23 protein-coding genes are annotated in these 24,044 nt (G+C 70.9%); 14 read left to right on the top strand and 9 right to left on the bottom strand.

The window, feature by feature from the left end:
• Positions 1-51 precede the first annotated feature (51 nt).
• The 7 genes from ACIBU0_RS17380 to ACIBU0_RS17410 all read left to right on the top strand — a co-directional run bounded on the left by ACIBU0_RS17380 (position 52) and on the right by ACIBU0_RS17410 (position 8,615).
• Positions 52-924, top strand: a complete 873-nt coding sequence (locus tag ACIBU0_RS17380; RefSeq protein ID WP_398818528.1) for a GntR family transcriptional regulator — start codon at positions 52-54, stop codon at positions 922-924.
• Between the two features lie 266 nt (positions 925-1,190).
• Positions 1,191-3,374 (top strand): phosphotransferase, encoded by a 2,184-nt coding sequence (locus tag ACIBU0_RS17385; protein WP_398818532.1) that lies wholly within the window; start codon positions 1,191-1,193, stop codon positions 3,372-3,374.
• 84 nt (positions 3,375-3,458) lie between these two features.
• Positions 3,459-4,346: a hypothetical protein gene (locus ACIBU0_RS17390; RefSeq protein WP_398818535.1), complete on the top strand. Its 888-nt coding sequence runs from the start codon at positions 3,459-3,461 to the stop codon at positions 4,344-4,346.
• Between the two features lie 40 nt (positions 4,347-4,386).
• On the top strand, positions 4,387-5,001 hold the full coding sequence (locus ACIBU0_RS17395; protein ID WP_398818538.1) for a TetR/AcrR family transcriptional regulator: 615 nt from the start codon (positions 4,387-4,389) through the stop codon (positions 4,999-5,001).
• 56 nt (positions 5,002-5,057) lie between these two features.
• The gene (locus ACIBU0_RS17400) at positions 5,058-7,088 is read left to right on the top strand and encodes a HelD family protein (protein ID WP_398818541.1); all 2,031 of its coding nucleotides are present in this window, start codon (positions 5,058-5,060) and stop codon (positions 7,086-7,088) included.
• Positions 7,089-7,350: 262 nt separating this feature from the next.
• Complete coding sequence (locus tag ACIBU0_RS17405; RefSeq protein ID WP_398818544.1) at positions 7,351-7,989, top strand: RraA family protein; 639 nt, start codon at positions 7,351-7,353, stop codon at positions 7,987-7,989.
• A 98-nt stretch (positions 7,990-8,087) separates the two neighbouring features.
• Entirely contained in the window at positions 8,088-8,615 is a 528-nt protein-coding gene (locus ACIBU0_RS17410; protein ID WP_398818547.1) for an HAD domain-containing protein, read from the top strand.
• 10 nt (positions 8,616-8,625) lie between these two features.
• Here ACIBU0_RS17410 and ACIBU0_RS17415 read toward each other — a convergent pair whose 3' ends face one another.
• From ACIBU0_RS17415 to ACIBU0_RS17425, 3 genes are all read right to left on the bottom strand, one after another.
• Entirely contained in the window at positions 8,626-9,549 is a 924-nt protein-coding gene (locus ACIBU0_RS17415) for an RNA polymerase sigma-70 factor (RefSeq protein ID WP_398818550.1), read from the bottom strand.
• A gap of 77 nt (positions 9,550-9,626) precedes the next feature.
• Positions 9,627-10,541, bottom strand: coding sequence for an NAD-dependent epimerase/dehydratase family protein (locus tag ACIBU0_RS17420; protein WP_398818553.1), 915 nt, complete (start codon positions 10,539-10,541; stop codon positions 9,627-9,629).
• Positions 10,542-10,655: 114 nt separating this feature from the next.
• Positions 10,656-11,552, bottom strand: coding sequence for an aminoglycoside phosphotransferase family protein (locus ACIBU0_RS17425; RefSeq protein WP_398818556.1), 897 nt, complete (start codon positions 11,550-11,552; stop codon positions 10,656-10,658).
• Between the two features lie 252 nt (positions 11,553-11,804).
• On the opposite strand from ACIBU0_RS17425, the gene ACIBU0_RS17430 reads away from it, so the two are divergent.
• The 3 genes from ACIBU0_RS17430 (at position 11,805) to ACIBU0_RS17440 (ending at position 13,794) form a co-directional block, all read left to right on the top strand.
• Positions 11,805-12,476 (top strand): helix-turn-helix domain-containing protein, encoded by a 672-nt coding sequence (locus tag ACIBU0_RS17430; RefSeq protein ID WP_398818559.1) that lies wholly within the window; start codon positions 11,805-11,807, stop codon positions 12,474-12,476.
• A 121-nt stretch (positions 12,477-12,597) separates the two neighbouring features.
• On the top strand, positions 12,598-13,290 hold the full coding sequence (locus ACIBU0_RS17435; RefSeq protein ID WP_398818562.1) for a hypothetical protein: 693 nt from the start codon (positions 12,598-12,600) through the stop codon (positions 13,288-13,290).
• 171 nt (positions 13,291-13,461) lie between these two features.
• Positions 13,462-13,794 carry a DUF2516 family protein gene (locus tag ACIBU0_RS17440; protein ID WP_398819620.1) on the top strand — a complete coding sequence of 111 codons (333 nt, stop codon included), beginning with the start codon at positions 13,462-13,464 and terminating at the stop codon, positions 13,792-13,794.
• Positions 13,795-13,818: 24 nt separating this feature from the next.
• Here ACIBU0_RS17440 and ACIBU0_RS17445 read toward each other — a convergent pair whose 3' ends face one another.
• The 3 genes from ACIBU0_RS17445 to ACIBU0_RS17455 all read right to left on the bottom strand — a co-directional run bounded on the left by ACIBU0_RS17445 (position 13,819) and on the right by ACIBU0_RS17455 (position 17,478).
• Positions 13,819-15,120 carry a PP2C family protein-serine/threonine phosphatase gene (locus ACIBU0_RS17445; protein ID WP_398818565.1) on the bottom strand — a complete coding sequence of 434 codons (1,302 nt, stop codon included), beginning with the start codon at positions 15,118-15,120 and terminating at the stop codon, positions 13,819-13,821.
• A gap of 292 nt (positions 15,121-15,412) precedes the next feature.
• On the bottom strand, positions 15,413-16,504 hold the full coding sequence (locus tag ACIBU0_RS17450; RefSeq protein ID WP_398818568.1) for a C40 family peptidase: 1,092 nt from the start codon (positions 16,502-16,504) through the stop codon (positions 15,413-15,415).
• Positions 16,505-16,686: 182 nt separating this feature from the next.
• Positions 16,687-17,478 (bottom strand): class I SAM-dependent methyltransferase, encoded by a 792-nt coding sequence (locus tag ACIBU0_RS17455; RefSeq protein WP_398818570.1) that lies wholly within the window; start codon positions 17,476-17,478, stop codon positions 16,687-16,689.
• Positions 17,479-17,868: 390 nt separating this feature from the next.
• Here ACIBU0_RS17455 and mshA point away from each other — a divergent pair, with 390 nt between their 5' ends.
• Both mshA and ACIBU0_RS17465 read left to right on the top strand, forming a co-directional pair.
• The gene (gene mshA / locus ACIBU0_RS17460) at positions 17,869-19,206 is read left to right on the top strand and encodes a D-inositol-3-phosphate glycosyltransferase (protein WP_398819623.1); all 1,338 of its coding nucleotides are present in this window, start codon (positions 17,869-17,871) and stop codon (positions 19,204-19,206) included.
• A complete protein-coding gene (locus ACIBU0_RS17465; RefSeq protein WP_398818573.1) occupies positions 19,199-19,699 on the top strand; it encodes a YbjN domain-containing protein in 501 nt (166 codons plus the stop codon). The genes mshA and ACIBU0_RS17465 overlap by 8 nt, the downstream gene beginning before the upstream one ends.
• Before the next feature lie 37 nt (positions 19,700-19,736).
• Here ACIBU0_RS17465 and ACIBU0_RS17470 read toward each other — a convergent pair whose 3' ends face one another.
• Positions 19,737-20,543, bottom strand: a complete 807-nt coding sequence (locus tag ACIBU0_RS17470) for a helix-turn-helix domain-containing protein (RefSeq protein WP_398818576.1) — start codon at positions 20,541-20,543, stop codon at positions 19,737-19,739.
• A 49-nt stretch (positions 20,544-20,592) separates the two neighbouring features.
• Here ACIBU0_RS17470 and ACIBU0_RS17475 point away from each other — a divergent pair, with 49 nt between their 5' ends.
• On the top strand, positions 20,593-21,054 hold the full coding sequence (locus ACIBU0_RS17475; RefSeq protein ID WP_398818578.1) for a DUF2000 family protein: 462 nt from the start codon (positions 20,593-20,595) through the stop codon (positions 21,052-21,054).
• A 43-nt stretch (positions 21,055-21,097) separates the two neighbouring features.
• Here the strand turns inward: ACIBU0_RS17475 and ACIBU0_RS17480 are convergent, their stop codons facing one another.
• Positions 21,098-22,354, bottom strand: a complete 1,257-nt coding sequence (locus ACIBU0_RS17480) for an MDR family MFS transporter (RefSeq protein WP_398818581.1) — start codon at positions 22,352-22,354, stop codon at positions 21,098-21,100.
• Between the two features lie 193 nt (positions 22,355-22,547).
• Here ACIBU0_RS17480 and ACIBU0_RS17485 point away from each other — a divergent pair, with 193 nt between their 5' ends.
• Entirely contained in the window at positions 22,548-23,309 is a 762-nt protein-coding gene (locus ACIBU0_RS17485; protein WP_398818584.1) for a phosphoglyceromutase, read from the top strand.
• Positions 23,310-23,379: 70 nt separating this feature from the next.
• Here ACIBU0_RS17485 and ACIBU0_RS17490 read toward each other — a convergent pair whose 3' ends face one another.
• Positions 23,380-23,628 (bottom strand): SCO4226 family nickel-binding protein, encoded by a 249-nt coding sequence (locus ACIBU0_RS17490; protein ID WP_398818587.1) that lies wholly within the window; start codon positions 23,626-23,628, stop codon positions 23,380-23,382.
• Positions 23,629-24,044 lie beyond the last annotated feature (416 nt).

Here is a 24,044-nt window from a genome sequence, read left to right on the forward strand (position 1 = left end):
AGTTGCCTGGCGGCTGGTTTGCCGGTGGACCGAAAGCGGTACGGTCCGCATGTGGAGGCACAGCAGACCGGCGACAGCGGCGGCAGGGAATTCCAGCGGGTTGCCGACGACTTGCGCGCGCGGATGACCGACGGGGTGTACACGCTGGGCTCCTTCCTGCCGTCCCAGCGTGACCTCGCGGAGGAGTTCGAGGTCTCCCGGGACACCGTCCAGCGAGCACTGCGGGAACTGGTCGACGAAGGCTGGATCGAGTCGCGGCAGGGCAGCGGCTCCAAGGTGATCAAGATCCAGCGCATACAGTCCCCGACGCCCAAGGCCACCAGGTCGCGCCGGGGCATCACGCTGGAGTCCCTCATCAGCGAGGCCTTCGAGCAGCCCGAAGTGACCTTGGACGTCTATACGTTGACGTCGGAGTCGTTGTACTGGCGCATCCAGCAGCAGGCCGACCGGATCCGCGGTCGCTCCATCAGCCCTCGGCGCATCACCCTGCGCATGCTTCTTCCCACCGAGAAGCACCCTCTCCCTTATCCGCGCGTCAAGGACGACGAGGACGACCCGCGCCTGCGTGAGCGACTGCACGACATCACCCAGCGCCACACCAAATCGCTGCGTGAGTCGCTGGGGGCCCTCAAGACCGAGGGGTGGGTGCCGTCGGTGGACGTCGAGATCCGCCGGGCACCGCTGACTCCGGCCTTCAAGCTCTACCTGTTCAACGGCGCCGAAGCGCTGCACGGACCGTACGAGGTGATCGAGCGGAAGATCGAACTGGAACCCGGTGAGGAGATCACCGCCCTCGACGTGCTGGGCCTGGGTGCGACGCTCACGCATCACGTCAAGGACGACGACCCGAACTCCTCGGGGACGGTCTTCGTGGAGAGCATGCAGAAGTGGTTCGACTCGGTCTGGGAGCTGTTGTCCGAGTGATGCGGACCGGTCACAGGAGTTACCCAGGGGACCTGACGGAGCCCCCAGCGGGGTGCTGTAGCATGCGCGCACCGATTGAGCAACCGTTCTCGTGCGTGCGTAAGGGATGGCGAACAGGCCAAGCCTCGAGCGGCCTCGCAGAGACTTCGTGCAGAAGAGTGGCGCACCACCCGTAGCGGCCACTCCCGTCTCACTATGTCGTGCGGGGCAGAACCCCTCGTGTTTACCGTTTGGCATACCGTCCTCGTCCTTACTCGGAGCGGCCAGTGGGCGCACCTCCCCTTCCCCGGCCCTTGCGCGGGGAGCGCGCCACGCCCGACGAGATCATCGAGGAGTTCGTGGGGCTGGCCGAGAAGCTGGGCCAGGCGAGCAGCGGACATCACAACCGGAACTACGTGCTGCCGCTCACGGATTCCATGGCCTCGCTGCTCCGACTCGAGGCCGGTACGTCGGTGACCGTCCGGGTCCGGCGTTCCGAGGCACTGCCCGTTGTGATCAGGACCTGGGACGACGAGTCGCAGATCCTCGATGCCATCAGAGGAGTCCTGCCCCACGCACCCAGGTGCCTGCTCAAGACGGACACCTTCTCGATCCACAGCTATGTGGAAGGCATGCCGCTGTCCAGTGTCTGCGGGAACGGCAAGCCCGTGGACACCCTGCTCGTGACGGCGCTGGCCGGCCTGCTCGCCCAGATGGCCCAGGTGCGACGGGTCGCGCTGCCGCCTCTGCCGGCGGTCTGGCCACGCAACGACATGGACAGCCAGGGGTTCCTGCAGACGCTGGCGCACCTCGCCGACCGGCAGGTCCGGCAGCCCAATTGGCGGGCTTTCGGGGGGCTGTTCGCGGCGCTCGGCATTCCCGAGGACGCCCTGATCCGGCTTGCCGAGCGGGTGCCCGCGATGGCCCGGCGGCCGTTCAGCCTGCTGCACGCGGATCTGCACCGGGACAACGTGATCGTGTCCTACGACGGTGACCCGCCCCTCATCTGTGTCGACTGGGAGCTGGCAACCTACGGCGATCCCCTGCACGACCTGGCGACGCACCTGGTGCGGATGCAGTACCCGTCTCACCAGTGGGCCGAAGTGATCGACGCCTGGGCTCAGGCCATGCAGCAGATCCGTCCGGCGGCGGTCAACGGCTCGGGCAAGGATCTACGCCGCTACGTCGCCTTCGAGCGCGCGCAGTCCGTCTATCCGGACATCATGCGTGCCGCGCGGTCCCTGGAGGAGCCGTTCACCCAGAAGAGGCTCGACGAGGCCACCAGGGAGGTCCAGCGGGCTCTGGAGGCGGCGGCGGAACCGCTCCGGCTGGGGACCGTACCGCGCGAGAGCGAGATCGAAAGAGCCCTTTTCCGGTGGCTGGCATCAAGAAGTCACGGCGGGATCAACGGGCGGGCGTGGGTCAGGAAGGCCTTCACTTGGACGCCCGACCGGCGGCTTCCCGCACGACTCGACTTCCCCGCCTCAGCTGTGCGGAAGGCTTTGCTGGTGGAGGGCGCCGCCCCGGCGGACCGGGTCTTCAAGGGGACCGCGCACCTCAACTCGGTCGTCTCGGTGCCGGGCGTCGACTTCCCCGTGATCGTGCGGCGCAGGCTGCCGGGCGTCTGCCGTCGGGAACCCAGCTTTCTCAGCGAGCATTCCGTGCTCCGCGCGATCGAGGAGGCACCCGTCGAGGTGGCGGCGCCGAGGGTTCTCGCGCTGGGAGAGAGCTACCCGAGCGACCCGTTCGCCATTCACACCTACGTCGGGTCGCGCGACAAGCCTCCCAGCCACCCGGTGCACGGATTGCTCCCTCATGAGGCCGACGGCCTCGTCGACCAGCTCTCCGCTCTGACGCAGGTGGATTACAAGCAAGTCGATCCGGCCGCCGGAGAAGGCGGATTCTTCGAGTGGCTGCGAAGCCAACTCGTGGAATTGATCAGGGACTTGCCCAAGGAGTCGCAGCAGCTGGCCCGCTTCCTCGGGCTCCCCGCCGCGGACCGTCTGCAGCTGATCCTGTCCCGCCACCAGGTGAGCGACCGCAAGCCGTCCCTGCTGCACGGTGACCTGAACCCGTGGAACCTCGTGCGTCGTGACGACCACCTCGCTCTGACCATCATCGACTGGGAGATGGCGGTGGTCGGCGACCCCCTCTACGACCTGGTCCGGCACATGCACCTCACTCCGACCCGGCCGGAGATCCGGGAGCGGATGTTCCGGCGCTGGGAGCGCGGGCTGCCGGGTGAGTGCACCAGGAACTGGCGGCGGGACTGGTCGGTCTACCGGGGTATCGAGACCGTTCGCTCCGCGTACGTGGACCTCGACCGCCTGGTCACCGGCGCGAGCCTGGACGCTCCCAACGTACGTCGGGCGGTGGACTCGTACCCGATGACCCTGGCCGCCGCCACCGCCTTTCTCGGCCTGCCCGCCCGTCCGACGGCGAACCCCTATCTTGCCCGCGCCCTGGCGTAGGGGCACCATGACTTCACCCAAAGGCGGTACGTCCGCAGGCATATGACGGTCCCTCGGGCGTCGCGGCGCGGAGGTGAGTCGGGCATGCCCGAGCGGGGGAACGGGTCGGCCGAGGGCGGGATGGGGCAGCGGCTGAGGCAGTATCAGGACCGTTTCGAGCCGGTGGTGACCCGTGTCCTGCTGATCGCCGTCTTCGTCACCGGACTGACCGCCCAGTTCGTCAAGCCGGTCGGTGACGCCTTGGAGGGCAAGGCGTTCCTCGGTGGCGCCCTGCTCAGTCTGGTCGGCTATGTGCTGTACGACGCGGTGCGGGAGCTGTCCTCGTCGGTCCGCACGCCGTCGCGCGCTCTGGTGAACTCAAGTCAGCTGGGCGGCTTCGTCAGCGAGGCCTTCCAGGCCCGGCGGGTGGAGATCAGCTTCCTCGGCTACACGGGCGAAACCCTCTACAACGAGCTGTACCACCGCTTGGAGGGCCTCTTCGACAATCCGGGTCCCACCCGGAAGGTCTCGGTGCGCATGCTGGTGCCGGACTTCGGGCAGCCGATGACCGTGCCCTCGAAGGTGGGCGAGGACGCCCGCCCGGTGGACGATCCCGCCTTCCGGTTGCGCATGATCCGGCGCTGTCAGGAGTACGACGACATCCTGTCGGACCTCGCCGGGCGGCTCACCGCCACCGGCAGGCTGACCGTCGAGTGCGAATACCGCTGCTACCCCGGCATACCGCGGGACAAGATCTGTATCTTCAACCGGGTTCAGGTCCTGCACGGCCTGTACGACGTGTCGGCGCGGATGCGTCTGCACGAGATGGGGCCGGAGTTCTACGACCCCAAGGGCTACCGGACCGACCTCCACGTGTGGTCACGGGAGGGCACGGCTGCCGCCGAGGCGGCCGTTTCCACCTGGATCAAGCACTTCGACGATCTCTGGTCACTCGCGAAGCGACCGGACTGGCCACAGCGGGCGGCTGCCTGAGCTCACCGTCTGCCGTCCGGCCGAGCGTAGGCTCACCGGCATGAGCGAGATCGGCCTGCGCGAACGCAAGAGGCAGCGGATGTACCAGACGGTGTCGGACACCGCCATCCGTCTCTTCCTGGAGAAGGGCTTCGACGCCGTCTCCGTCGCCGAGGTGGCCGCCGCCGCCGAGATCTCCAAGCCGACGCTGTTCCGGTACTTCCCGGCGAAGGAGGACCTCGTCCTGTACCGGATCGCCGATCACGAGCAGGAGGCCGCGCGCGTGGTGGCGGAGGCGGAGGGGGCGCCCCTCGGTGCGCTGCGGCGGCATTTTCTGGCCGGGCTGGAGCGGTGCGACCCCGTCACCGGCCTGAACGACGACCCCCGCGTGCTCGCCTTCCACTCGCTGCTCTACGGGACTCCGGCCCTCGTCGCCCGCGTGTACGCCTATCAGCAGCGGTCGGAGGCCGCGCTCGCCGAGGCCCTCGGCGGGGACCTCGACGCGCGGCTGGCCGCCGGGCAGATCATCGTCGTCCTGCGGATCCTGGCGAACGAGAACTGGCGGCGGATCGCGAGCGGGGAGTCGGTGGAGGAGGTGCGAAAGGACGCGGTGGCCGCGGCGGAGCGGGCGTTCGGGTGGCTGGAGCGGGGATTGCCGCAACTGGCTCCCGGGTGAGTGAGGCTGAGTAAAAAATTTAACTCGGTTACGTTATTTCGGGTACGCTCCGTGGAATGACGTCACCCGAACCCGCCCTCCACCACGCCCTCGTCCAGGAACGCGCCCACCACGACCGCTGCCGCGCCGCCCTCGCCGCCATGGTCGACGGAGCCCAGGAGCACGTCGTCACCGGCGAGGACGTCTCCGCCTCCGGTGCCGATGCCGAGGTGCTGGGCTACCGGCTGCGCAGCCGGGCGAAGGAGATGCGGGAGCTGCCCCCAGGGCCGCTGTTCTTCGGGCGGTTGGACACGGCCGAACAGTCCCTGCACATCGGGCGGCTGCGGATCGGCGAACGTCCGGCCGATCCGCCCCTCGTCGTCGACTGGCGCGCCCCCGTCTCCCGCGCCTTCTACCAGGCCACCGCCCGTGATCCCCAGGGCGTCGCCGTACGGCGGCGGTTCGGCTGGTCCCCGGGCAGCCGCGGGGACTCAGCCGACCTCACCGGGCTGGAGGACGAGCACCTCGACCGGGGTGAGTCGCACGTCAGCGACATCGTCGCCCGGGAGATCGAGCGGCCCCGCGTCGGCCCGATGCGGGACATCGCGGCCACCATCCAGCCCGAGCAGGACGATCTCGTCCGCGGGGATCTCACCGAGTCGGTGTGCGTGCAGGGCGCGCCCGGCACCGGCAAGACCGCCGTCGGCCTGCACCGCGCCGCGTACCTGCTCTACACCCATCCACAGCGCATCCGGCGCGGCGGCCTGCTGATCCTCGGACCCAACCGGACCTTCCTGTCGTACATCTCCCAGGTCCTCCCGGCCCTCGGCGAGACGGGCGTGCGGCAGTCGACGCTGGTGGAGGAGATCGCGGGGCCCGCGGTCGGCGGGGAGGACGGTGAGCGGACGGCCGTCGTCAAGCATGACGTCCGGATGGCGGAGGTACTGCGGCGGGCGCTGTACATGAGGGTCGGCGCCGAAAGGGCCACGGGGGCTGCGGGGGCCGCCTCCCTGACCGTGCCCGACGGGTCGTATCGGTGGCGGGTCTCCGAGGGCGAGCTCGGGCGGATCGTCGCCGGGGTGCGGGCCGAGGAGCCGCCGTACGCCGTCGGGCGGGAGCGGGTGCGGACCCGGGTGGTGCGGCGCATCCAGGAGCAGGCCGAGCGGCGGGCCGGGCCGCAGAGCAACGCCTGGGTGCGGAAGATCTCGGGCGCGCGGGCGGTCGGGGTGTACGTCGACGCCGTATGGCCGCGGGTGAGGCCCGAGGAGGTCGTGGCGCAGCTGCTCGGCGATCCGGCGGTGCTGGAGGCCGCCGCCGACGGGCTGCTGGACGCCGCCGAGCAGAAGGCGCTGCTGTGGGCGAAGCCGCCGCGGTCGTGGAAGTCGGCGCGCTGGTCCGCCGCCGACCTCGTGCTGCTCGACGAGGTGGCCGGGCTCATCGAGCATCCGAAGGGATACGGCCATGTCGTCGTCGACGAGGCGCAGGACCTGTCACCGATGGAGTGCCGGGCGATCGCGCGCCGGGCGGCCTTCGGGTCGCTGACCGTGCTGGGGGATCTGGCGCAGGGGACGACGCCGTGGGCCGCGCGGTCGTGGGAGACCGTACTGCGGCACCTGGGCAAGCCGGACGCGGTGGTCGTACCGCTCACCACCGGGTTCCGGGTGCCCGGGGCGGTCCTGGCGCTGGCCGACCGGCTGCTGGAGCGGCTTGATGTGGAGGTCCCGGCGGCTCGCTCGCTGCGGGGCGACGGAGAGGTGCGGGTCCGGGAGGCAGGCGGGGATCTGCCGGGGGCGGTCGTGGGGGCCGTACGGGATGCGCTGGGCCGGGAGGGTTCGGTCGGGGTCGTCGCGGCCGACGGGGACGTACCGCGGGTGCGGGAGGCGCTGGCCGCGGCCGGGATCGAGGCGGGGGGTGCGGACGAGCTGGGGGCGCGGGTGGCCGTCGTGCCGGCGAGCGTGGTGAAGGGGCTGGAGTACGACCATGTCGTCGCCGTCGAGCCGGCGGCGATCGTGGAGGCGGAGGCGCGGGGCCTGCACCGGCTGTACGTGGTGCTGACGCGGGCGGTGGCGGGGCTGGAGGTCGTGCACGGGAGGCCGCTGCCCTTCTGAGCGGTCACGGCGTGACGCAGGTCCTCGACGAGGGCGGCGATGCGCTCGTGCTCCTCCCGGAGGCGGGCCAGGGTGGCGCCGCCCTCGGTCATCTCCTCCCGGATCAGGGCGAGTTCGCGGCGCTCGGTGTTCTCCTGGTACGCCGCCCAGACCGGATCCGCCTCCACGGCCCGTGCGAGCACTCAGAGGCCGGGCAACACCCAACTCGCTCACGACACAAGGCCGACCCGGCAGTCATGAGCACGGCGGTAACTTTGCCGCCATGACCAACGCGACGGAATTTCAGGACAGCCCGTTCCGGGGCATCCCCACCACCACGCTCGCCGACCTGCTGGGCCGTGAGCAGGTGATGGACATCGGCATACGGCCGCTGTGGAACCCGGTGCCGCGCATCGCCGGGCCGGCGTTCACCGTGCAGTGCCCGCCGGGGGACAACCTCATGCTGCACGCGGCGATCCACCGCGCGGAGCCCGGATCGGTCGTCGTGGTGGAGTCGGGGGACCTGGACTACGCGCTGGCCGGCGGGAACGTCTGCGCCGTCGCCCACCGCCGGGGCATCGCCGGTTTCGTCGCCGACGGGCTGATCCGGGACCTGGCGGAGGTGCGGGAGATGGGCTTCCCGGTGTTCGCACGGGGCGTCATCCCGATCCCGGGCGGCAAGTCGGTCGTACGGCCGCTGAACGAGCGGGTGCGGTGCGGGGGTGTCCCGGTCGACGCGGGGGACGTCGTGGTGGCCGACGAGGAGGGCGTCGTGGTCGTGCCGGGCGCCCGCCGCGAGGAGGTGCTGACGGCTGCCCGGGCCAAGCTGGCCAAGGAGGCGGACGAGACCCTCGACGCCTGGGAGGAGGCGCACCGGGCGCGCATCGACAAGATCCTCGCGGAGAAGGGGTTCGAGGGCTGAGCGGCTGAAGGCCGGACGGTTCTTCCCGGGCCGTACGGCTCTCTGCGCGCCGTACGGCTCTTTGCGTACGGCCCTCAGGGGGCCGATGCTGTTCCCCGATGCTCCTCTTCCTCGACGTCGACGGAACGCTGATCCCCTTCGGGGCGGAGCGGCCGTACCCGTGCTACGAGCCGCCCCGGCCCCTGCCCGAGGCGGCCGCCCACCCCCTGCTCACCCGGGTCGACCCGGCACTCGGCACCCGTCTGCGGCGGCTCGCCGCGCTCGGCTGCGAGCTCGTGTGGGCCACGACCTGGATGGATGACGCGAACGCCGCGCTCGCCCCCTGGCTCGGCCTGCCCCCGCTGCCGGTCGTCGACTGGCCGGACGACGGCGCGGAACCCCACCTCGGGGCGCATGGCCTGCACTGGAAGACCCGGCCCCTGGTGGCCCGGGCCGCCGGCCACCCCTTCGTCTGGGTCGACGACGAGATCACCGACGCCGACCGGGCCTGGGTGGCCGGCCACCATCCTTCGGCCGCGCTCCTCCACCGCGTCGACCCCCGCCAGGGCCTCACCGACCGGGACTTCACCGTCCTGGAGGAGTGGCTCACCGCAGGTGGCGGCCCAGCCGCATCCGGGGGCGAGTGATCGGACGTGGTCAGACCCCGGGCCGGCGAGCCTGCTTCACCTCGCGGGCGACCGCCCAGGCGTCGCCGACCGGACCCACGTGCCCGAGCTTGTCGGGGTTCTGCACGGAGCGGATCGTCTGGATCCGCCCGTCGAGGACGTCGAGGGCCAGGGTGTTGAGCACCTTGCCGTCCCGGTCGCGGAGGACCGCGCCCGGCTGGCCGTTGACCTCGTGCGGCTCCAGCGTCGCGTCGATCCGCATGAGCAGGGGGAAGTTCGCGGCGAGCACCCGGGCCACGTTGTCGGCGCCGAAGACGGACCGGGCCAGCTGCGGTGCCTTGCCGCCGCCGTCGCCGACCATCTGGACGTCGGCGGCGAGCAGCTCCCGCAGGCCGTCGACGTCGCCTTCCCTGAGCGCGTCGAAGAACCGCGCCGCGAGTTCCTCCCGCTCCCGGCGGTCCGCCTCGAACCGGGGGCGCCCCGCCTCCATGTGGCGCCGCGCCCGCGTCGCGAGCTGGCGGCACGCCGCCTCCGAACGCCCCACCGAGGAGGCGACCTCGGGGAAACCGAACCCGAACACCTCGCGCAGCACGAACACCGCACGCTCCAGCGGGCTGAGCCGCTCCAGCAGCAACAGGGCCGCCATCGACACTGAGTCGGCCAGCTCCGCCGACCGTGCCGGGTCCTCGTAGGGGTCGGTGAGCAGGGGCTCGGGGAGCCAGGCCCCGACGTACGTCTCCCGCCGGACGCGGGCCGAGCGCAGCACGTCGATCGAGATCCGGGTCACCACGGCCGAGAGGAAGGCCTTGGGCGAGGCGGGCCGGGTCGGGGACGCCTCGTAACGCAGCCAGGCCTCCTGGACCGCGTCCTCGGCCTCGCTCACACTGCCGAGGATGCGGTAGGCGATCGCGGACAGCAGCGGCCGTAGCTCTTCGAACTCTTCGGTGCGGCTCACGGCCTCGCCCTCCTGGGTCCGGCCCACGGCTTCGGCCCTCTGTTCCGGCTCACGTTCTCGGACTCCTCCCGTCCTGGTCACGCCAGTTCCTCCTTGAAGCCCTGGCGCCACGAGGGGTAGCGCAGCTCCCAGCCGAGCTCCCGCCTGGTCCTGGCGTTGGAGAAACCGCGGCCCTCGGTCATCAGGGTCACCGCGAACTCCCCCGCCAGCAGCCGGGCCAGCCACCTGGGAATCCGCATCGGCTGCTTCGCCCCCGCGCAGGCCGCCAGGTACGGCAGCCAGTCGCGGACCTGGGCGGGCTCGTCGTCGACGATGTTGAACACGCCCCTCGCCTGCTGCTCCACGACCAGGACGGTGGCGCTCGCCGCGTCGTCGAGGTGCACCCACGAGTTCCAGCCGGTGCCGTCCCCCACGAGCGGGAACTTCCGCTTGCGCACGAACGAGACGACGTCGTCACTGGCGCCCGGCCCGTAGAACCCGCCGTAACGCAGGACCGTGCCGCCGGACTTGGCCACCACGTCCTGGATGTGCAGGACCCCTGCCGAGATCCTGCGTGCCATCGTCCCCGTGCCCGGGTCGATCGGGTCCTCCTCGGTCAGCAGCCCTTCGCCGGGCCCGTAGCTCTGCGCGAAGCTCTGCACGACGACGTGGGGTACGCCGGTCGCCTCGGCGGCGGCCAGCAGGTGGTCCGTGCCCTCGATGCGCAGCCGGTTGGTGGTGGCGAACGCCCGGTCGGGATGCCGCATGTCGGTCTTGCCGGAGATCGCCGTCATCTCGTGCAGGATCGCGTCCGGCCGCGCCGCGGCCACCGCCTCACCGACCGACATCCCGTCCAGCCCGTCCATCACGACACCCTGCGCGCCCAGCTGCTCCAGCAGCCCCAGCTTGGCCGCGCTCGTCGTCGTGGCCGTCACCTGGTGCCCACGCGCCACCAGCTGCGGCACCAGCCGCCGCCCCAGAGCTCCGGTTCCCCCTGCCACGAACACCCGCATGATCCTCACCTTCCCGACTCCGAATCCGTCTCTGCACCTGGGACGAGACAGCCCGGGCGTCTGTGACATCGCCTGCGGTGCAGCGTCGGGGGGCGGCCTACGACCGGGGCGGCATCACTCCATCGACTCCAGAATGCGGTCGAGTGTCCGGCGCCCCATCCTGCTCATCGTCGGATTGCTCTCGGCGTAGTACCAGACGACACCCATCGCCTGTTCGAACGCCCATGCCTTGCCGCGCTCCCACTCCAGGTCGTCACAGGCCAGTACCTGCCGGAGCACTTCCCGCGGGCCCGGCTGCAACAGGTGCCAGGCACCGACCAGATCCAGCGCGGGGTCGGCCGGGCCGAAGCCGCCGGTGTCGAGTACGCCGCCGAGCCGGTCTCCCTCGACCAGTACATTGCCGGGAATCAAGTCACCGTGGCTCATCACGTCGGCGCCCGTGCGGGGCAACTCGCGGAAGTGGCTCCACACCCGGCGCAGCCGGGGCACGTCGAGCAGCCCCTCACTCTCCGCGAAGCACTTCGCCATCCAGTCGTCGTGGTGAGCGAGAACGCCACCACGATTGTCGCCGCTGAACAGCCGCCCCCGCGTCTCGGCGTCCCGCAGGGCCGCGATGAAGGCCGCGAGGTCCTCGGCGAATGCGTCCGACCCACTCGGGTCGGCATCGAAGGCGACCGTTCCCGGCAGCCATGTCTGGACCGACCACGGCATGGGGTAACCCGCTCCGGGCTTTCCCAGGGCGACGGGTTCCGGGACGGGGAACCGGGACACCTGCGCCAGCTCCGCGCTCGCCCGGGCTTCCCGCTCCAGAACCGCCAGCGCCTCGGCGGCATCGGCCAGACGCAGGGGGAAACGCGCGGAGAGGTCGTTCCCGATGCGGAAGATGGCGTGGACCGTCCCGGTCGACGCCAGGGGCCGGATCGCCTTGCCGCTCCACTGCGGGAACTGTTCCCGGATCAGGCTCGCAACGATGTCCGTGGTCACGTCGACCTGGTCATCGTGCATGGTCATCCTCGCGGGCCTTCCACTAGTCCGATCAGTCCCCTGCGAAACGCCGGGGAGCAGACCGGATCGACGGGGACGACAGCCAGTATTCATGCGCCGGGGTGCAGATCAACCGGGATTTTTTCGGCCACTCGGATGTCTCAACTCGTCGGCATGACAGTCGGCGTGACGAGGCACCCGTGCTCCGTCGCAGTGGCGTGGCGCACTTTTGCAAGCGGGTGCTTGCAAAAGTTAGCGACGGTGGGGCAAGGTGGAGGCATGGCATCGCTCAACGTCGGCAATCTCGGCGAGTATCTGCGCGAGCAGCGGCGCACCGCGCAGCTGTCGCTGCGGCAACTCGCCGATGCCGCCGGGGTGTCCAATCCGTACCTGAGCCAGATCGAGCGCGGGCTGCGCAAGCCGAGCGCGGAGGTGCTGCAGCAGGTCGCCAAGGCGCTGCGGATCTCCGCGGAGACGCTGTACGTCCGGGCCGGCATCCTCGACGCCGAGCGGGACCGGGACGAGGTGGAGACGCGCGCCGTCATCCTCGCCGATCCCACGCTGAACGAGCGGCAGAAGCAGGTGCTGCTCCAGATCTACGAATCCTTCCGCAAGGAGAACGGGTTCGGGATATCCCCCGAGGCGGGCGAGGTCGCCGAGGCGATCGTGGCCCTCGGCTCGGATCCGGACTCCGCGCAGAGCGACGGCCACGCCGACGGCGCGGCGGACGCCCAGGGCGGTGACGCCGCCGTACGCCGCAGCCGTACGCCCCGCACGAACAGCACGGCCGACGGCGGCCGCAAGTCCGCCGGGCGCCGTACTCGCAACTCCGGTACCGCCGGTACCACCCGCGACACCGGCAGGACCCGAAAGACCCGCACGACCCGTACGTCCGACGGCAGCGACGCCGACCCGGAAAACCCGATCAACCCGCAGCAGTCGGCCGGCTGACCGAGTTCTGCCGTACGCGCGCCCCACACCGGCGCGCCTCGACACGACCCGGCGAGCAGCCGTCCGGTCGCCCGCGGGATCCAAAACCCTCATCTGAAAGCAACCCGGGAGGACCATCACCATGGCCATCGCCGACGACCTGCGTAAGACCTTCAGCGACCCGACCCCGCTCTACTTCGCCGCCGGCACCGCCGACCTGGCCCTCCAGCAGGCCAAGAAGGTGCCCGGCCTGGTGGAGCAGCTGCGCACCGAGGCGCCGGCCCGGTTCGAGGCCGTTCGCAACACCGACCCCAAGGCCGTCCAGGAGAAGGCCACCGCCCGCGCCAAGGAGGCCGGTGCCAAGGCCAAGGAGGCGCAGGAGACCCTCCAGGCCAAGGTCAACGAGTTCATCAGCACCCTGGACGCCGACGTCAAGAAGTTCGGCAGCAACCTGGACGCGGACTTCAAGAAGCTCGGCAGCACCCTCGACGCCGACCTGAAGAAGCTCGGCGAGACCGCTCAGGACCTCGCGCTGCGCGGTGTCGGCGTCGCCGCCGAGTACGCCGTGAAGGCCCGTGAGACCTACGAGAAGGTCGCCGAGCACGGCGAGCAGGCGGTGAAGCACTGGCGCGGCGAGGCGGCCGAGGAGATCGAGGAGCTCGCCGTGGCCGTCGAGCCGAAGGCCGAGCCGGTCGAGGTCAAGGAGGACAAGGCCGAGTCGGAGTCCGCCGAGACCAAGCCCGCCGCGGAGGCCGCCCCGGCGAAGAAGACCACCGCGAAGAAGACCACGGCACGCAAGACCACCGCCAAGAAGACGACCCCGCCTGCCAAGTAACACCCTCGGCAAGCGACATCCCCCAACTAACACCTACGGGTGAAGAGGGGCCGTTCGACACGGGCCGGGCACTTACCGAGTGCTCGGCCCGTTGTTCGGGTAGCGGTCCGTCGGTTGCGGGTACGGTGACCGCGTAGGTACGAGCCGAATCAGGTGGTGGACGTTGTGCTGATGCAGGGCTTCGCGGGGTTCATGTGGCTGCTGAGCATGGCCCTGATCCTTTTCAGCGGCTTCGCGCTGATCGACGCGGCCTTCCGCCGGGAAGACGCCTACCGTGCGGCCGACAAGCAGACCAAGCCGTTCTGGATGATCATCCTCGGCATCGCCTTCGTGGTGAACCTGCTCTTCCCGATCCTGTCGTTCCTGCCGATCATCGGCCTCATCGCGACGATCGTGTACATGGTGGACGTCCGGCCGGCGATCAAGAGCCTGCCGGGCGGCGGCCGCAGCAGAAGGGGCTCCAGCAGCGACGGGCCGTACGGGCCGTGGAACGGCGGACGGTGACGCCCCAGTCCCGGGGCGCGGGGATCAGACCCCTCGGTCGAGCAGCAGCACAGCCACGTCGTCCGTCAGCTCACCGCCGTTGAGATCCCGAACCTCATTGACGGCCGCCCGCAGCAACGCCTCGCCCCGCAGCCCCTCGGCCAGCTGTCGGCGCACCATCTCCACCATGCCGTCCTGGCCGAGCCGCTCCCGGCCCTCACCGACACGTCCCTCGATCAAGCCGTCGGTGTAGAGCATCAGACTCCACTCCGCCCCCAGCTTCACTTCCATCCGGGGCCAGCGAGCCCCGGGCAGCAGACCGAGCGCAGGCCCGTTGTTGTCGTACGGCAGCAGCTGTGCCGGCCGGCCGGGCCGGGCGATCAGCGGTGACGGGTGTCCGGCGAGGCACAGCCCGGCGCGCCGTCCGTCCGGCGCGATGTCCACCGTGCACAGCGTCGCGAAGATCTCGTCGTCGGACCGCTCATGCTCAAGGACCTCCTGAAGCGTCCCCAGCAGCGCGTCCCCGCACAGCCCGGCCAAGGTCAGCGCCCGCCAGGCGATGCGCAGCTCCACACCGAGCGCGGCCTCGTCGGGCCCATGCCCGCAGACGTCACCGATCATGGCGTGCACGGTCCCGTCCGCGGTGCGCACGACGTCGTAGAAGTCACCGCCCAGCAGGGCACGCGAACGCCCGGGCCGGTACCGCGCGGCGAACCGCAGCGACGACCCCTCCAGCAGCGGCGTCGGCAGCAGACCGCGCTCCAGACGACGGTTCTCCTGAGCCCGCATCCGGCCTTCGGCAAGCCGCCGCTCGGCCGTGTCGGAACGTTTCCGCTCCACGGCGTACCGGATCGCCCGGCTCAGCAGCCGCCCGTCCAGCTCGTCCCGGAAGAGGTAGTCCTGCGCACCGACGCGCACGGCCTCCGCACCGCGCTCGGCGTCGCCGGAGGCGGTGAGCGCGAGGACGGCGTGCCGGGGGGCGAGCTCCAGGACGTGCCGGAGTACGGCCAGCTCGTCATCGCCGGCCCGGCCGGGCGCCGGGAGCGCGAGGTCGAGCAGGATGCAGTGGACGTCGTCGGTGAGCAGCCGCTCGGCCTCGGTGAGGTTGCGGGCGGTGCGCACACGGATCGGCTTGCCGGCCGAGTCGAGCAACTCGGGCACGAGCGCGGACCCGCCGGGATCGTCCTCGATCAGCAGCAGGGTCAGGTTGGTGTGGGTGGTGTTCTCGACCGTCTCTTCCTTACGCGGGGCCTCTTCGCTGGAGGTGCCGCCGCCTGGGGACGCGGCCTGCGCCTGACCACTCTCCGCGGCCGGGATCGCTCTCTGCCGCGGTATGGGTACGGGCATCGTCTTGAGTTCCTTCCCTCCCCCCGAGGGCTGGTGGGAACGAGGGACCTCGATCCACCGACGGGGACCATAGCGGGTGTCGGCGCCGCAATGGAATGGTGTGAGACACGCCGCGTTGACGCTGGCCGCTGTCATATGCCGCGTTCCGTACCGCAGTTGGACAGGGCGGAAGAGGGGCAGGGATGACGAACGTCACGTCGGCCGGCGGTTTCACGGCGAACTGGCGTGGGGTGGGTCACGTGGCGGGGGTCACGAACGCTCCTGCCTCACCCGTCAAAAGCCCCCTCAACCCTCACGCATCGGGCCGAACCACCCCGAGAATCGGCATCGATCCGGCCCCCGCGACCGTCACCGTCCGCCCGGGCCGCGGGGCGTGGATGATGGCGCCGTCGCCGATGTACATGGCCACATGGCTGGCGTCGCCGTTGTAGATGATGAGGTCGCCGGGGCGCATGTCCTCGATGGCGATGCGCTTCAGCTGCTTCCACTGCTCCTGCGAGGTCCGTGGAATCCCCTGCCCGGCGCTCGCCCAGGCCTGTGACGTGAGCCCTGAGCAGTCGTACGACTTCGGCCCCTCGGCGCCCCATTCATATGGTTTGCCCAATTGCTTCGTCGCATACTCGACGGCCTTGCGCCCCTCTTCGGATGCCTTGCCCTTGATGTCCTTGAGGATCCCGGAGTCCAGCCAGGCGGTCTGCGCCTTGTAGGCGGCCTCCTTCTCCAGTTCGGCGAGGCGCTCCTTCTCCTTCTTCTCCAGCCGGGATTCGAGCTGTTCGGCCGCCTTGATCTGCTGCTCGATCTTCTTCTGGGCGGCCGCCTTGGCCTTGCGCCCGGCCTCCAGCTTCTGCCACTGGGCGGAGGCGTCCTTGGCGTACTGCTCCAAGTCCTCCTGGGTGCGGGTCATTTCGGCCAGCAGCCCTTTGGTGGCGCGCTCGCCCTGCAGCACTCGCCCGGCGCCGTCGAGGAAGGCCCCCGGATCGTCGCTGAGCATCAGTTTGGCCTCGTCGGGCAGCCCGCCGGACCGGTACTGGGCGGCGGCCGCGGCGCCGGCCCGCTTCTTCAGCTCGGTCAGCCTCTCCTGGCCTTTGACGATCTTCTTCGCCAGCGCGACGATCTCGGCGGACCGCTGCTCGGCCGCCTCCTCGGCGGCGTTGTACTCGTCGGTGGCGACGGCCGCGGCGTGGTAGAGCTTGTCGAGCTTCTCGCGTACGGCCTCAAGGTCCTTGTTCGACACGGGGGTCGGGGACGACGAGGGTGACGGCGTGGGGGAAGGTACCGCGAACGCCGTACCGGGCGCCGCCAGCACGGTGACCGCGCAGACCACGGTCAAGGCCACGAGGACGCTGCGCTTGCCCGGCGAGAGGGCGCGCTTGCCCGGTCCCATACCTCTGCCCCCAAACCTGATTTACCGTCAGTAACTTACTGGCGCTTGGGGGATCGTGCCACGACGACGCGCAAAGCGACAGAGGCAGTCGGAAGACGTATTTCCCCCCTCTCCCGCCCCCATGACGATCTCCCCGCCAATGTGACGAACGACTCGCGGAGATCGTTCCCTTCGCTCGCGGGTCAGGACCGCGGCGCCAACGCCTCCCACCGCACCGTCACTTCGCCCTGCCGCCACCGCACCGGCCCGTCCGCCACCGGCCAGTCGCCCGCAAGGTCCCGCACGGCCCGCATCCACCGCTGCCGGGCGCCGTACGACGCATAGGGCGCGGCGGCGGCCCAGGCGCGGTCGAAGTCACGCAGAAAGGCATGCACCGCCTCGCCGGGCACATTGCGGTGAATGAGGGCCTTCGGCAGCCGTTCGGCGAGATCCGACGGCCGCTCCAGCGACCCCAGCCGGGTCGCGAAGGTCACCGTGCGCGGCCCCTCCGGCCCGAGCGCCACCCACACATGCCGGCGCCCGATCTCGTCGCAGGTCCCCTCGACGAGCAGCCCGCCCCGGGACCCGCCCCCCGGATCGGCCGGCGCGAGCCGCGCACAAATCCGCTCCCAGACCCCGGCGACCTCGCCCTCCTCGTACTGCCGCAGCACATTCGCCGCACGCACCAAGAGGGGCCGCTGCGGGATCGGAACCTCGAACCCGCCGTGCCGGAAGACGAGCCCTTCCCGCTCGTACGCCTGGGCGGCCGCGACCCGCGCCGGTTCGATCTCCACACCGACGACCCGCACGCGGGGCGCTGCCGCGCGGAGCCGGGTGAGGAGCTCGACGGCCGTCCATGGGGCGGCGCCGTATCCGAGGTCAACCGCAACGGGATCCCCGGCACGCCGCAGCTCGGCGCCGTGCGTGTGGGCGATCCAGCGGTCCATCCGGCGGAGCCGATTCGGATGGGTGGTCCCGCGAGTCACCGTTCCCACGATGGGGGTCCCCGCGCTCGAGCGAAGCCGAGCGTGGGGGAGGGCGGTGGCGCGGGCAGTCATGCGTATGAGGGTAAGGGCCCGGCCACCAGGCGACGCGCCTTCCCGGCACTCGGCGTCGGTGTGGGCCTTGCGGGGGGCTGAATGACGCGGGCCGGCGCCGAGAGGCGGGGTCCACCACGCCCACCGAACCCGCACAGGCCGCCGCAGGCGCCCTGCCCCACCGCCGGAGGCCAACGCCCCCGACCCCCGAACAGTTGACCGACCCCCGGTAATACCTCGGCAAAAACCACCCCACCAGGAATGGGAACCCCTTCCTCCGCTGTTGCACCCCCTTGGAGGGCCCCACACCCTCCACCCGGCATGCCCGCAGCCAAGGAGGAACGCCACGTGAGCCAGTACGTCAGCAGGCTCGGGCGTCGCTCTCCGGCGGCGCACCCGCGGCTCAGGCTCCACCGCCGCCCCCGCCGCGTCGCCATGCTCTCCGTGCACACCTCACCGCTCCACCAGCCCGGCACCGGCGACGCCGGCGGCATGAACGTCTACATCGTGGAGCTCGCGCAGCGCCTCGCCGCGATCAACATCGAGGTGGAGATCTTCACGCGCACGACGGCCGCGGACCTCCCGCCGACCGTCCAGCTCGCCCCCGGCGTCCTCGTCCGCCACATCGACGCGGGCCCCTACGAGGGCCTCAACAAGGAGGACCTCCCCGCCCAGCTGTGCGCCTTCACCCACGGCGTGATGCAGGCGTGGGCCGGCCACCGCCCCGGCCACTACGACCTGGTCCACTCCCACTACTGGCTCTCCGGCCACGTCGGCTGGCTGGCCGCCCAGCGCTGGGGCGCCCCCCTGGTGCACGCGATGCACACGATGGCCAAGGTCAAGAACGCCAACCTCGCCGACGGCGACACCCCCGAGCCCGCGGCCCGGGTCATCGGCGAGACCCAGATCGTGGAGGCCGCCGACCGACTCATCGCCAACACGGCCGAGGAGTCCGACGAACTCGTACGGCACTACGCGGCCGACCCCGCCAAGGTCGCCGTGGTCCACCCCGGCGTGAACCTCACCCGCTTCACGCCCGCCGACGGCCGGGCCGCCGCCCGCGCCCGCCTGGGCCTCCCGCAGGACGCCCTGATCCCCCTGTTCGCGGGCCGCATCCAGCCCCTGAAGGCTCCGGACGTCCTGTTGCGCGCCGTGGCCGTCCTCCTGGACGAGCATCCCGACCTCCGCTCCCGCATCGTCGTCCCGGTCGTCGGCGGCCCCAGCGGCAGCGGCCTCGCCAAGCCCGAGGGCCTGCAGAAGCTGGCCGCCCGCCTGGGCATCGCGGACGTCGTACGGTTCCGCCCGCCCGTCGGCCAGGAGCAGCTCGCGGACTGGTTCCGTGCGGCATCGGTGCTGGTCATGCCGTCGTACAGCGAATCCTTCGGCCTGGTGGCCATCGAGGCGCAGGCGGCGGGCACCCCCGTGCTGGCGGCAGCGGTGGGCGGCCTGCCGGTCGCGGTCCGCGACGGCCGTACCGGCTTCCTGGTCCAGGGCCACGATCCCGGCGACTACGCGCGCGTGCTGCACGCCTTCGCCCAGGACCCGCACATCTCCTCCCGTATGGGCGAGGCCGCGGCCCGGCACGCGCAGTCCTTCGGCTGGGACGCCGCTGCCGCCGCCACGGCGGACGTCTACATGGCCGCGGCCCAGGCCCACCGCCGTCGCGTACGCTCCCACCATGGCTGACGCACAGAAGACGGCGCAGGTCGTCGAGGGAGCCCTGAAGGACGCCGAACTGGAGTGGGAGAGCCCCGCCTCCGGCAACTACGTCGTCAAGCTCCCCGGCACCCGCAAGCTCTCGACGACCGTCTCCCTCCTCGTCGGCCGCCACTCCCTGTCGCTCAACGCCTTCGTCATCCGCCACCCCGACGAGAACGAGCCCGGCGTCCACCGCTGGCTTTTGGAGCGCAACCTCAAGCTCTACGGCGTGAGTTACGCCGTGGACCGCCTCGGCGACATCTACGTCACCGCCAAGCTCCCCCTCTCCGCCGTCACCCCCGACGAGATCGACCGCCTCCTCGGCCAGGTCCTGGAGGCGGCGGACGGCGCCTTCAACACCCTCCTGGAACTCGGGTTCGCCTCCGCGATCCGCAAGGAGTACGAGTGGCGGGTGGCCCGCGGCGAGTCCACACGGAACCTGGACGCGTTCAGCCACCTGACTCAGCGCTCGGCGGACTGATGCCGTCGAGGGCCTGACCGCCCCATCCGCACCACGCTCAGCGTGCGCTGCTGCGGTAGCGCCCCGGCGGCACCCCCACCAACTTCCGGAAGTGCCGGGTGAGATGGGACTGGTCGTAGAAGCCGGTCGCGGTGGCCACCTCGGCCGGCGGCCGGCCCTCCAGCAGCAGCCGGCGGGCGCGGTCGACGCGGCGGGACATCAGGTACTGGTGCGGCGCGATGCCGTACGCGGTGCTGAACGACCGTACGAGATGCGCGGGATGGGCCTGGACGAGCGCGGCGGCCTCGTCGAGGGCGACGCCCTCGACGACCCGTTCGTCGAGGAGTTCGCGCAGCCGGCGGGCGAGCGCGGGATCGCGGCGCGGGGCGCCGGTGACGGTCTTCGGCCGCAGGTGCGCGCGCAGCCGGTCGCCGATGAGGGTGAGCCTGCTGTCCGCCTCCAGCTCGTCGCCGGGCTGCGCGAGGGCGCTGTGCAACTGGCCCACGCGCAGCCTCAGCACGGGGTCCCGCAGGTCGGGGGAGTCCACCGCCGGGCCGATCAGGTCCTCGCCCAGCCGGGTGCCGTCCAGGTACAGGACGCGCTTGCGGAAGCCGTGCGGGGTGGCGGGGGAGCCGTTGTGGGGGACGTGCGGCGGGAGGAGGGAGACCGTGTCGTGCGGGGTGCCGTGCTCGTGCCGGTCGAGGTCGTACCGTACGGCGCCGTCGTCCACGATGAGCAGCGTCCACGCCTCGTGGACGTGCATCGGATAGGCGTACTCCGTGAAGTGGGCGTGGAAGACCTCGGTGACGCCCGGCACGGAGGGGCGCCACGCGGAGACCTCCTGGCGATTCCGGGCGGCGGCCATGCAAAGAACGTACAAGACGACGTCGTACGGCGGTCGGCAGTCTCGCCGTATGAGCGATACGACCCGTACCACGGAGACCCCCACCCCTGATGAGGCACCTGTCCGCTTCGACACGAAGATCGCCGTGCTGCTGCGCGAGGACCTGGAGCCGTGGCAGCGCCTGAACGTCACGGCCTTCCTGGTCAGCGGCCTGGGTACGCAGGTGCCCGAGGTGATCGGGGAGCCGTACGAGGACGGGGACGGCGTCCGCTACCTGCCGATGTTCCGTCAGCCGGTCCTGGTCTTCGAGGGCACGAAGGAGACGCTGACGACGGCCCACGCGCGCGTGCTCTCCCGGTCCCTCCCGCGCGCGGTGTTCACCTCCGACCTCTTCGCGACGGGCAACGACCGGGACAACCGTGCGGCGGTGCGGGCCGTGCCGACGGGGGAGCTGGATCTGGTCGGGCTGGCGGTGTACGGGCCGCGGAATGCCGTGGACAAGGTGGTGAAGGGGGCGCGGATGCATCCGTGACGACGGTCGGCGAACCCCGGGGACGATCCCCGGGTGGTCGCCGTCAGGCGGGGCTGACCTCGCTCTTCGCGGCGGCCGGGGTGTCGTCGGCGGCCGGCTTCTCCGTCGGCAGCCCCCGCATCAGCATCCCGTACCCGATCGCCGCCGCCGTCCCGACGACCGCGCACAGCCCCCACAGCCACTCGGCGCCGTAGTGGTCGATGACGAAGCCGGACATCAGGGGGGCGACCAGCGCGGCCACGGACCAGGACAGGGTGTACATGCCCTGGTACCGCCCCCGCCCCTGGGCCGGGGAGAGCCGGACGACGAGCCCGGTCTGGGTGGGCGCGTTGAGCATCTCGCCCAGCGTCCACACGCACACCGTCAGCGCGAAGACGCCGACCGAGCCGGCGAACGCGGTGAGCCCGAAGCCGTACCCGGCGAGCAGGGACGAGACGACGAGGATCCGCCCCGTGTCCCGGCGCTCGATGAACCGCGTGACCGGCATCTGCAGCGCGACGATCAGGACACCGTTGACGGCGATCGCGAGGCCGTAGTCGGCAGGCGAGAACCCGGCGTCGCCCATCGCCACCGGCAGCCCCACCGAGCCCTGCTGGAAGATGAGGGCGACGAGAAAGGACAGTCCGACGACGCTCATGAAGCGCCCGTCGCGCAGCACGGTCCCGAGCCCGACCTCCTCGGCTGCCTGGTCCGCCTTCGTCCGCTCGGGCCGCGACTCGGGCAGCTTGACGAACACCACGACCGCGCAGACGGCCGTCATCCCCGCCTCGATCAGGAACCCGGCGAGGTAACTGACCTCCGCGATGAACCCGGCGGCCATGGAGGAGATGGCGAATCCGAGGTTGATGGCCCAGTAGTTGAGCGAGAAGGCGCGCACCCGGTCCTCGGGCCGGACGATGTCGGCCATCATCGCCTGCACGGCGGGCCGGGAGGCGTTGGAGGCGGCGCCGACGAGGAAGGCGACGGCGGCGATGGCGACGGGGTGGTGCACACATCCCAGCAGGGCGACGGAGAGGGCGGTGGACACCTGGGCGATGAGGAGGGTGGGCCGCCGCCCGAGCCGGTCGGTCATCACGCCGGCGCCGATCGACGAGACGACCCCGCCGAGGCCGTGCAGCGAGGCGACGAGACCGGCGTAGGAGGCGGAGTACCCGCGGTCGAGCGTGAGGTACAGGGCCATGAACGTGGCGACGAAGGCCCCGAGCCGGTTCACCAGGGTGCTGGTCCACAGCCACCAGAACTCGCGGGGGAGCCCGGAGACGGTCTCTCGGGTGGCACGTCTCAGGGCGGCGAGCGACATGGAGATCCCCCAGGTGTGGCGAGGCCAGGTAGGGCAAAGCCAGGAACGGTGCGGTCGATGTAAGCGGCTCATGCGCTAGGCACAACTTACGAGCGCGGACTTGTCGGGGGCCACTCAATTAACAGATCCCGTCAACAGTCCGCCCATCGAGAGGCGGGCGCACCCGGTCGGAGCCTTGGATTACGCTCATCGCATGGCCGACGCACCGTACAAGCTGATCCTCCTCCGCCACGGCGAGAGCGAGTGGAACGCGAAGAACCTGTTCACCGGCTGGGTGGACGTCAACCTGAACGAGAAGGGCGAGAAGGAGGCAGTCCGCGGCGGCGAGCTCCTGAAGGACGCCGACCTCCTGCCCGACGTGGTCCACACGTCCCTCCAGAAGCGCGCGATCCGCACGGCGCAGCTGGCCCTCGAGGCCGCGGACCGCCACTGGATCCCCGTCCACCGCTCGTGGCGCCTGAACGAGCGCCACTACGGCGCCCTCCAGGGCAAGGACAAGGCCCAGACCCTCGCCGAGTTCGGCGAGGAGCAGTTCATGCTGTGGCGCCGCTCGTACGACACCCCGCCGCCCCCGCTCGAGGACGGCACGGAGTTCTCCCAGTCGGACGACCCGCGCTACGCGACGATCCCCCCGGAGCTGCGCCCCCGCACGGAGTGCCTGAAGGACGTCGTCGTCCGCATGCTCCCGTACTGGTACGACGGCATCGTCCCCGACCTCCTGGCCGGCCGCACGGTCCTGGTCGCCGCCCACGGCAACTCGCTGCGCGCCCTGGTCAAGCACCTGGACGGCATCTCCGACGCCGACATCGCCGGCCTGAACATCCCGACCGGCATCCCCCTGTACTACGAGCTCGACGCCGACTTCAAGCCGGTGACCCCGGGCGGCAGGTACCTGGACCCGGAGGCGGCCGCGGCGGCCATCGAGGCGGTCAAGAACCAGGGCAAGAAGAAGTAACTTCCCTGATCGCGCCCCCGACCTGCGCTGATGGCGCGGATCGGGGGCATTTTCACAGCCTGGCTCCTGCTCAGACCGACAGCGGAACCGGATGGATCTCGTCGGCCTTGTGCCCGGCGCGTTCGTGGATGCGCTGGACCGCGTCGGCCGAGGGGGCCTCGGAGAGGCAGTAGACGACGCCCGAGTCGGGGTCGGCCCATGCCCGCTCGAAGTGCACGCGCTCGTCCTTCTCTATGGCGAGGTCCGCGTTGTGGGCCTCCCGAAGCTGGTCGGCCGTGATGCCCTTCATGTTGTGGTGTACGTCCATGTACTGAGCCATGCTCGCACCTCCTGCTCTCCTTTCCATGCTGCGCCCGTCCGGCACGAGGAGCACGACGAGCAGCACGGTGAGCAACACGACGAGCGTCACGACGGACAAGGGCCCCGGCAGGTGCACCGGGGCCCTTGTCCGTCGTATGAGACCCTCACCCGCACTGGCAAGGGTTCCCCGACTGGCATCCGCACCCACAGCCCGAGCCGCAGCCGCAGGCGCCGACGAGCGGGAGGCTCCTGATGTCGGCGGGCTGCTCGGTCGGGCGTTCCTGGGTGGGGTCGGGTGTCGTGCCGGGGGTGCTGGGGGATTCGGCCATGGTCCCTCCTCGAGGCTGGAGCCTGTGCCCATTCCATGCCCGCCCCGCTGGGCGCATCAACGGCGCACTGAGGCTTGCGTACGCCCCGAACAGCCCTCCACAAGCC

The sequence above is a fragment of the Streptomyces sp. NPDC049627 genome (assembly GCF_044465645.1).
In the GTDB taxonomy this organism is placed as follows: Bacteria; Actinomycetota; Actinomycetes; order Streptomycetales; family Streptomycetaceae; genus Streptomyces.

Excerpts from the sequence above, each read along its gene's own strand:
- ACIBU0_RS17405 (WP_398818544.1), top strand. The coding sequence starts at position 7,351 with ATGACCAACGCGACGGAATTTCAGGACAGCCCGTTCCGGGGCATCCCC.
- ACIBU0_RS17420 (WP_398818553.1), bottom strand. The coding sequence starts at position 10,541 with ATGCGGGTGTTCGTGGCAGGGGGAACCGGAGCTCTGGGGCGGCGGCTG.
- ACIBU0_RS17435 (WP_398818562.1), top strand. The coding sequence starts at position 12,598 with ATGGCCATCGCCGACGACCTGCGTAAGACCTTCAGCGACCCGACCCCG.
- ACIBU0_RS17445 (WP_398818565.1), bottom strand. The coding sequence starts at position 15,120 with ATGCCCGTACCCATACCGCGGCAGAGAGCGATCCCGGCCGCGGAGAGT.
- ACIBU0_RS17400 (WP_398818541.1), top strand. The coding sequence starts at position 5,058 with ATGACGTCACCCGAACCCGCCCTCCACCACGCCCTCGTCCAGGAACGC.
- ACIBU0_RS17490 (WP_398818587.1), bottom strand. The coding sequence starts at position 23,628 with ATGGCTCAGTACATGGACGTACACCACAACATGAAGGGCATCACGGCC.
- ACIBU0_RS17465 (WP_398818573.1), top strand. The coding sequence starts at position 19,199 with ATGGCTGACGCACAGAAGACGGCGCAGGTCGTCGAGGGAGCCCTGAAG.
- ACIBU0_RS17395 (WP_398818538.1), top strand. The coding sequence starts at position 4,387 with ATGAGCGAGATCGGCCTGCGCGAACGCAAGAGGCAGCGGATGTACCAG.
- ACIBU0_RS17480 (WP_398818581.1), bottom strand. The coding sequence starts at position 22,354 with ATGTCGCTCGCCGCCCTGAGACGTGCCACCCGAGAGACCGTCTCCGGG.
- ACIBU0_RS17390 (WP_398818535.1), top strand. The coding sequence starts at position 3,459 with ATGCCCGAGCGGGGGAACGGGTCGGCCGAGGGCGGGATGGGGCAGCGG.
- ACIBU0_RS17470 (WP_398818576.1), bottom strand. The coding sequence starts at position 20,543 with ATGGCCGCCGCCCGGAATCGCCAGGAGGTCTCCGCGTGGCGCCCCTCC.
- ACIBU0_RS17475 (WP_398818578.1), top strand. The coding sequence starts at position 20,593 with ATGAGCGATACGACCCGTACCACGGAGACCCCCACCCCTGATGAGGCA.
- ACIBU0_RS17430 (WP_398818559.1), top strand. The coding sequence starts at position 11,805 with ATGGCATCGCTCAACGTCGGCAATCTCGGCGAGTATCTGCGCGAGCAG.
- ACIBU0_RS17485 (WP_398818584.1), top strand. The coding sequence starts at position 22,548 with ATGGCCGACGCACCGTACAAGCTGATCCTCCTCCGCCACGGCGAGAGC.
- ACIBU0_RS17410 (WP_398818547.1), top strand. The coding sequence starts at position 8,088 with ATGCTCCTCTTCCTCGACGTCGACGGAACGCTGATCCCCTTCGGGGCG.
- ACIBU0_RS17425 (WP_398818556.1), bottom strand. The coding sequence starts at position 11,552 with ATGACCATGCACGATGACCAGGTCGACGTGACCACGGACATCGTTGCG.
- ACIBU0_RS17450 (WP_398818568.1), bottom strand. The coding sequence starts at position 16,504 with ATGGGACCGGGCAAGCGCGCCCTCTCGCCGGGCAAGCGCAGCGTCCTC.
- ACIBU0_RS17440 (WP_398819620.1), top strand. The coding sequence starts at position 13,462 with ATGCAGGGCTTCGCGGGGTTCATGTGGCTGCTGAGCATGGCCCTGATC.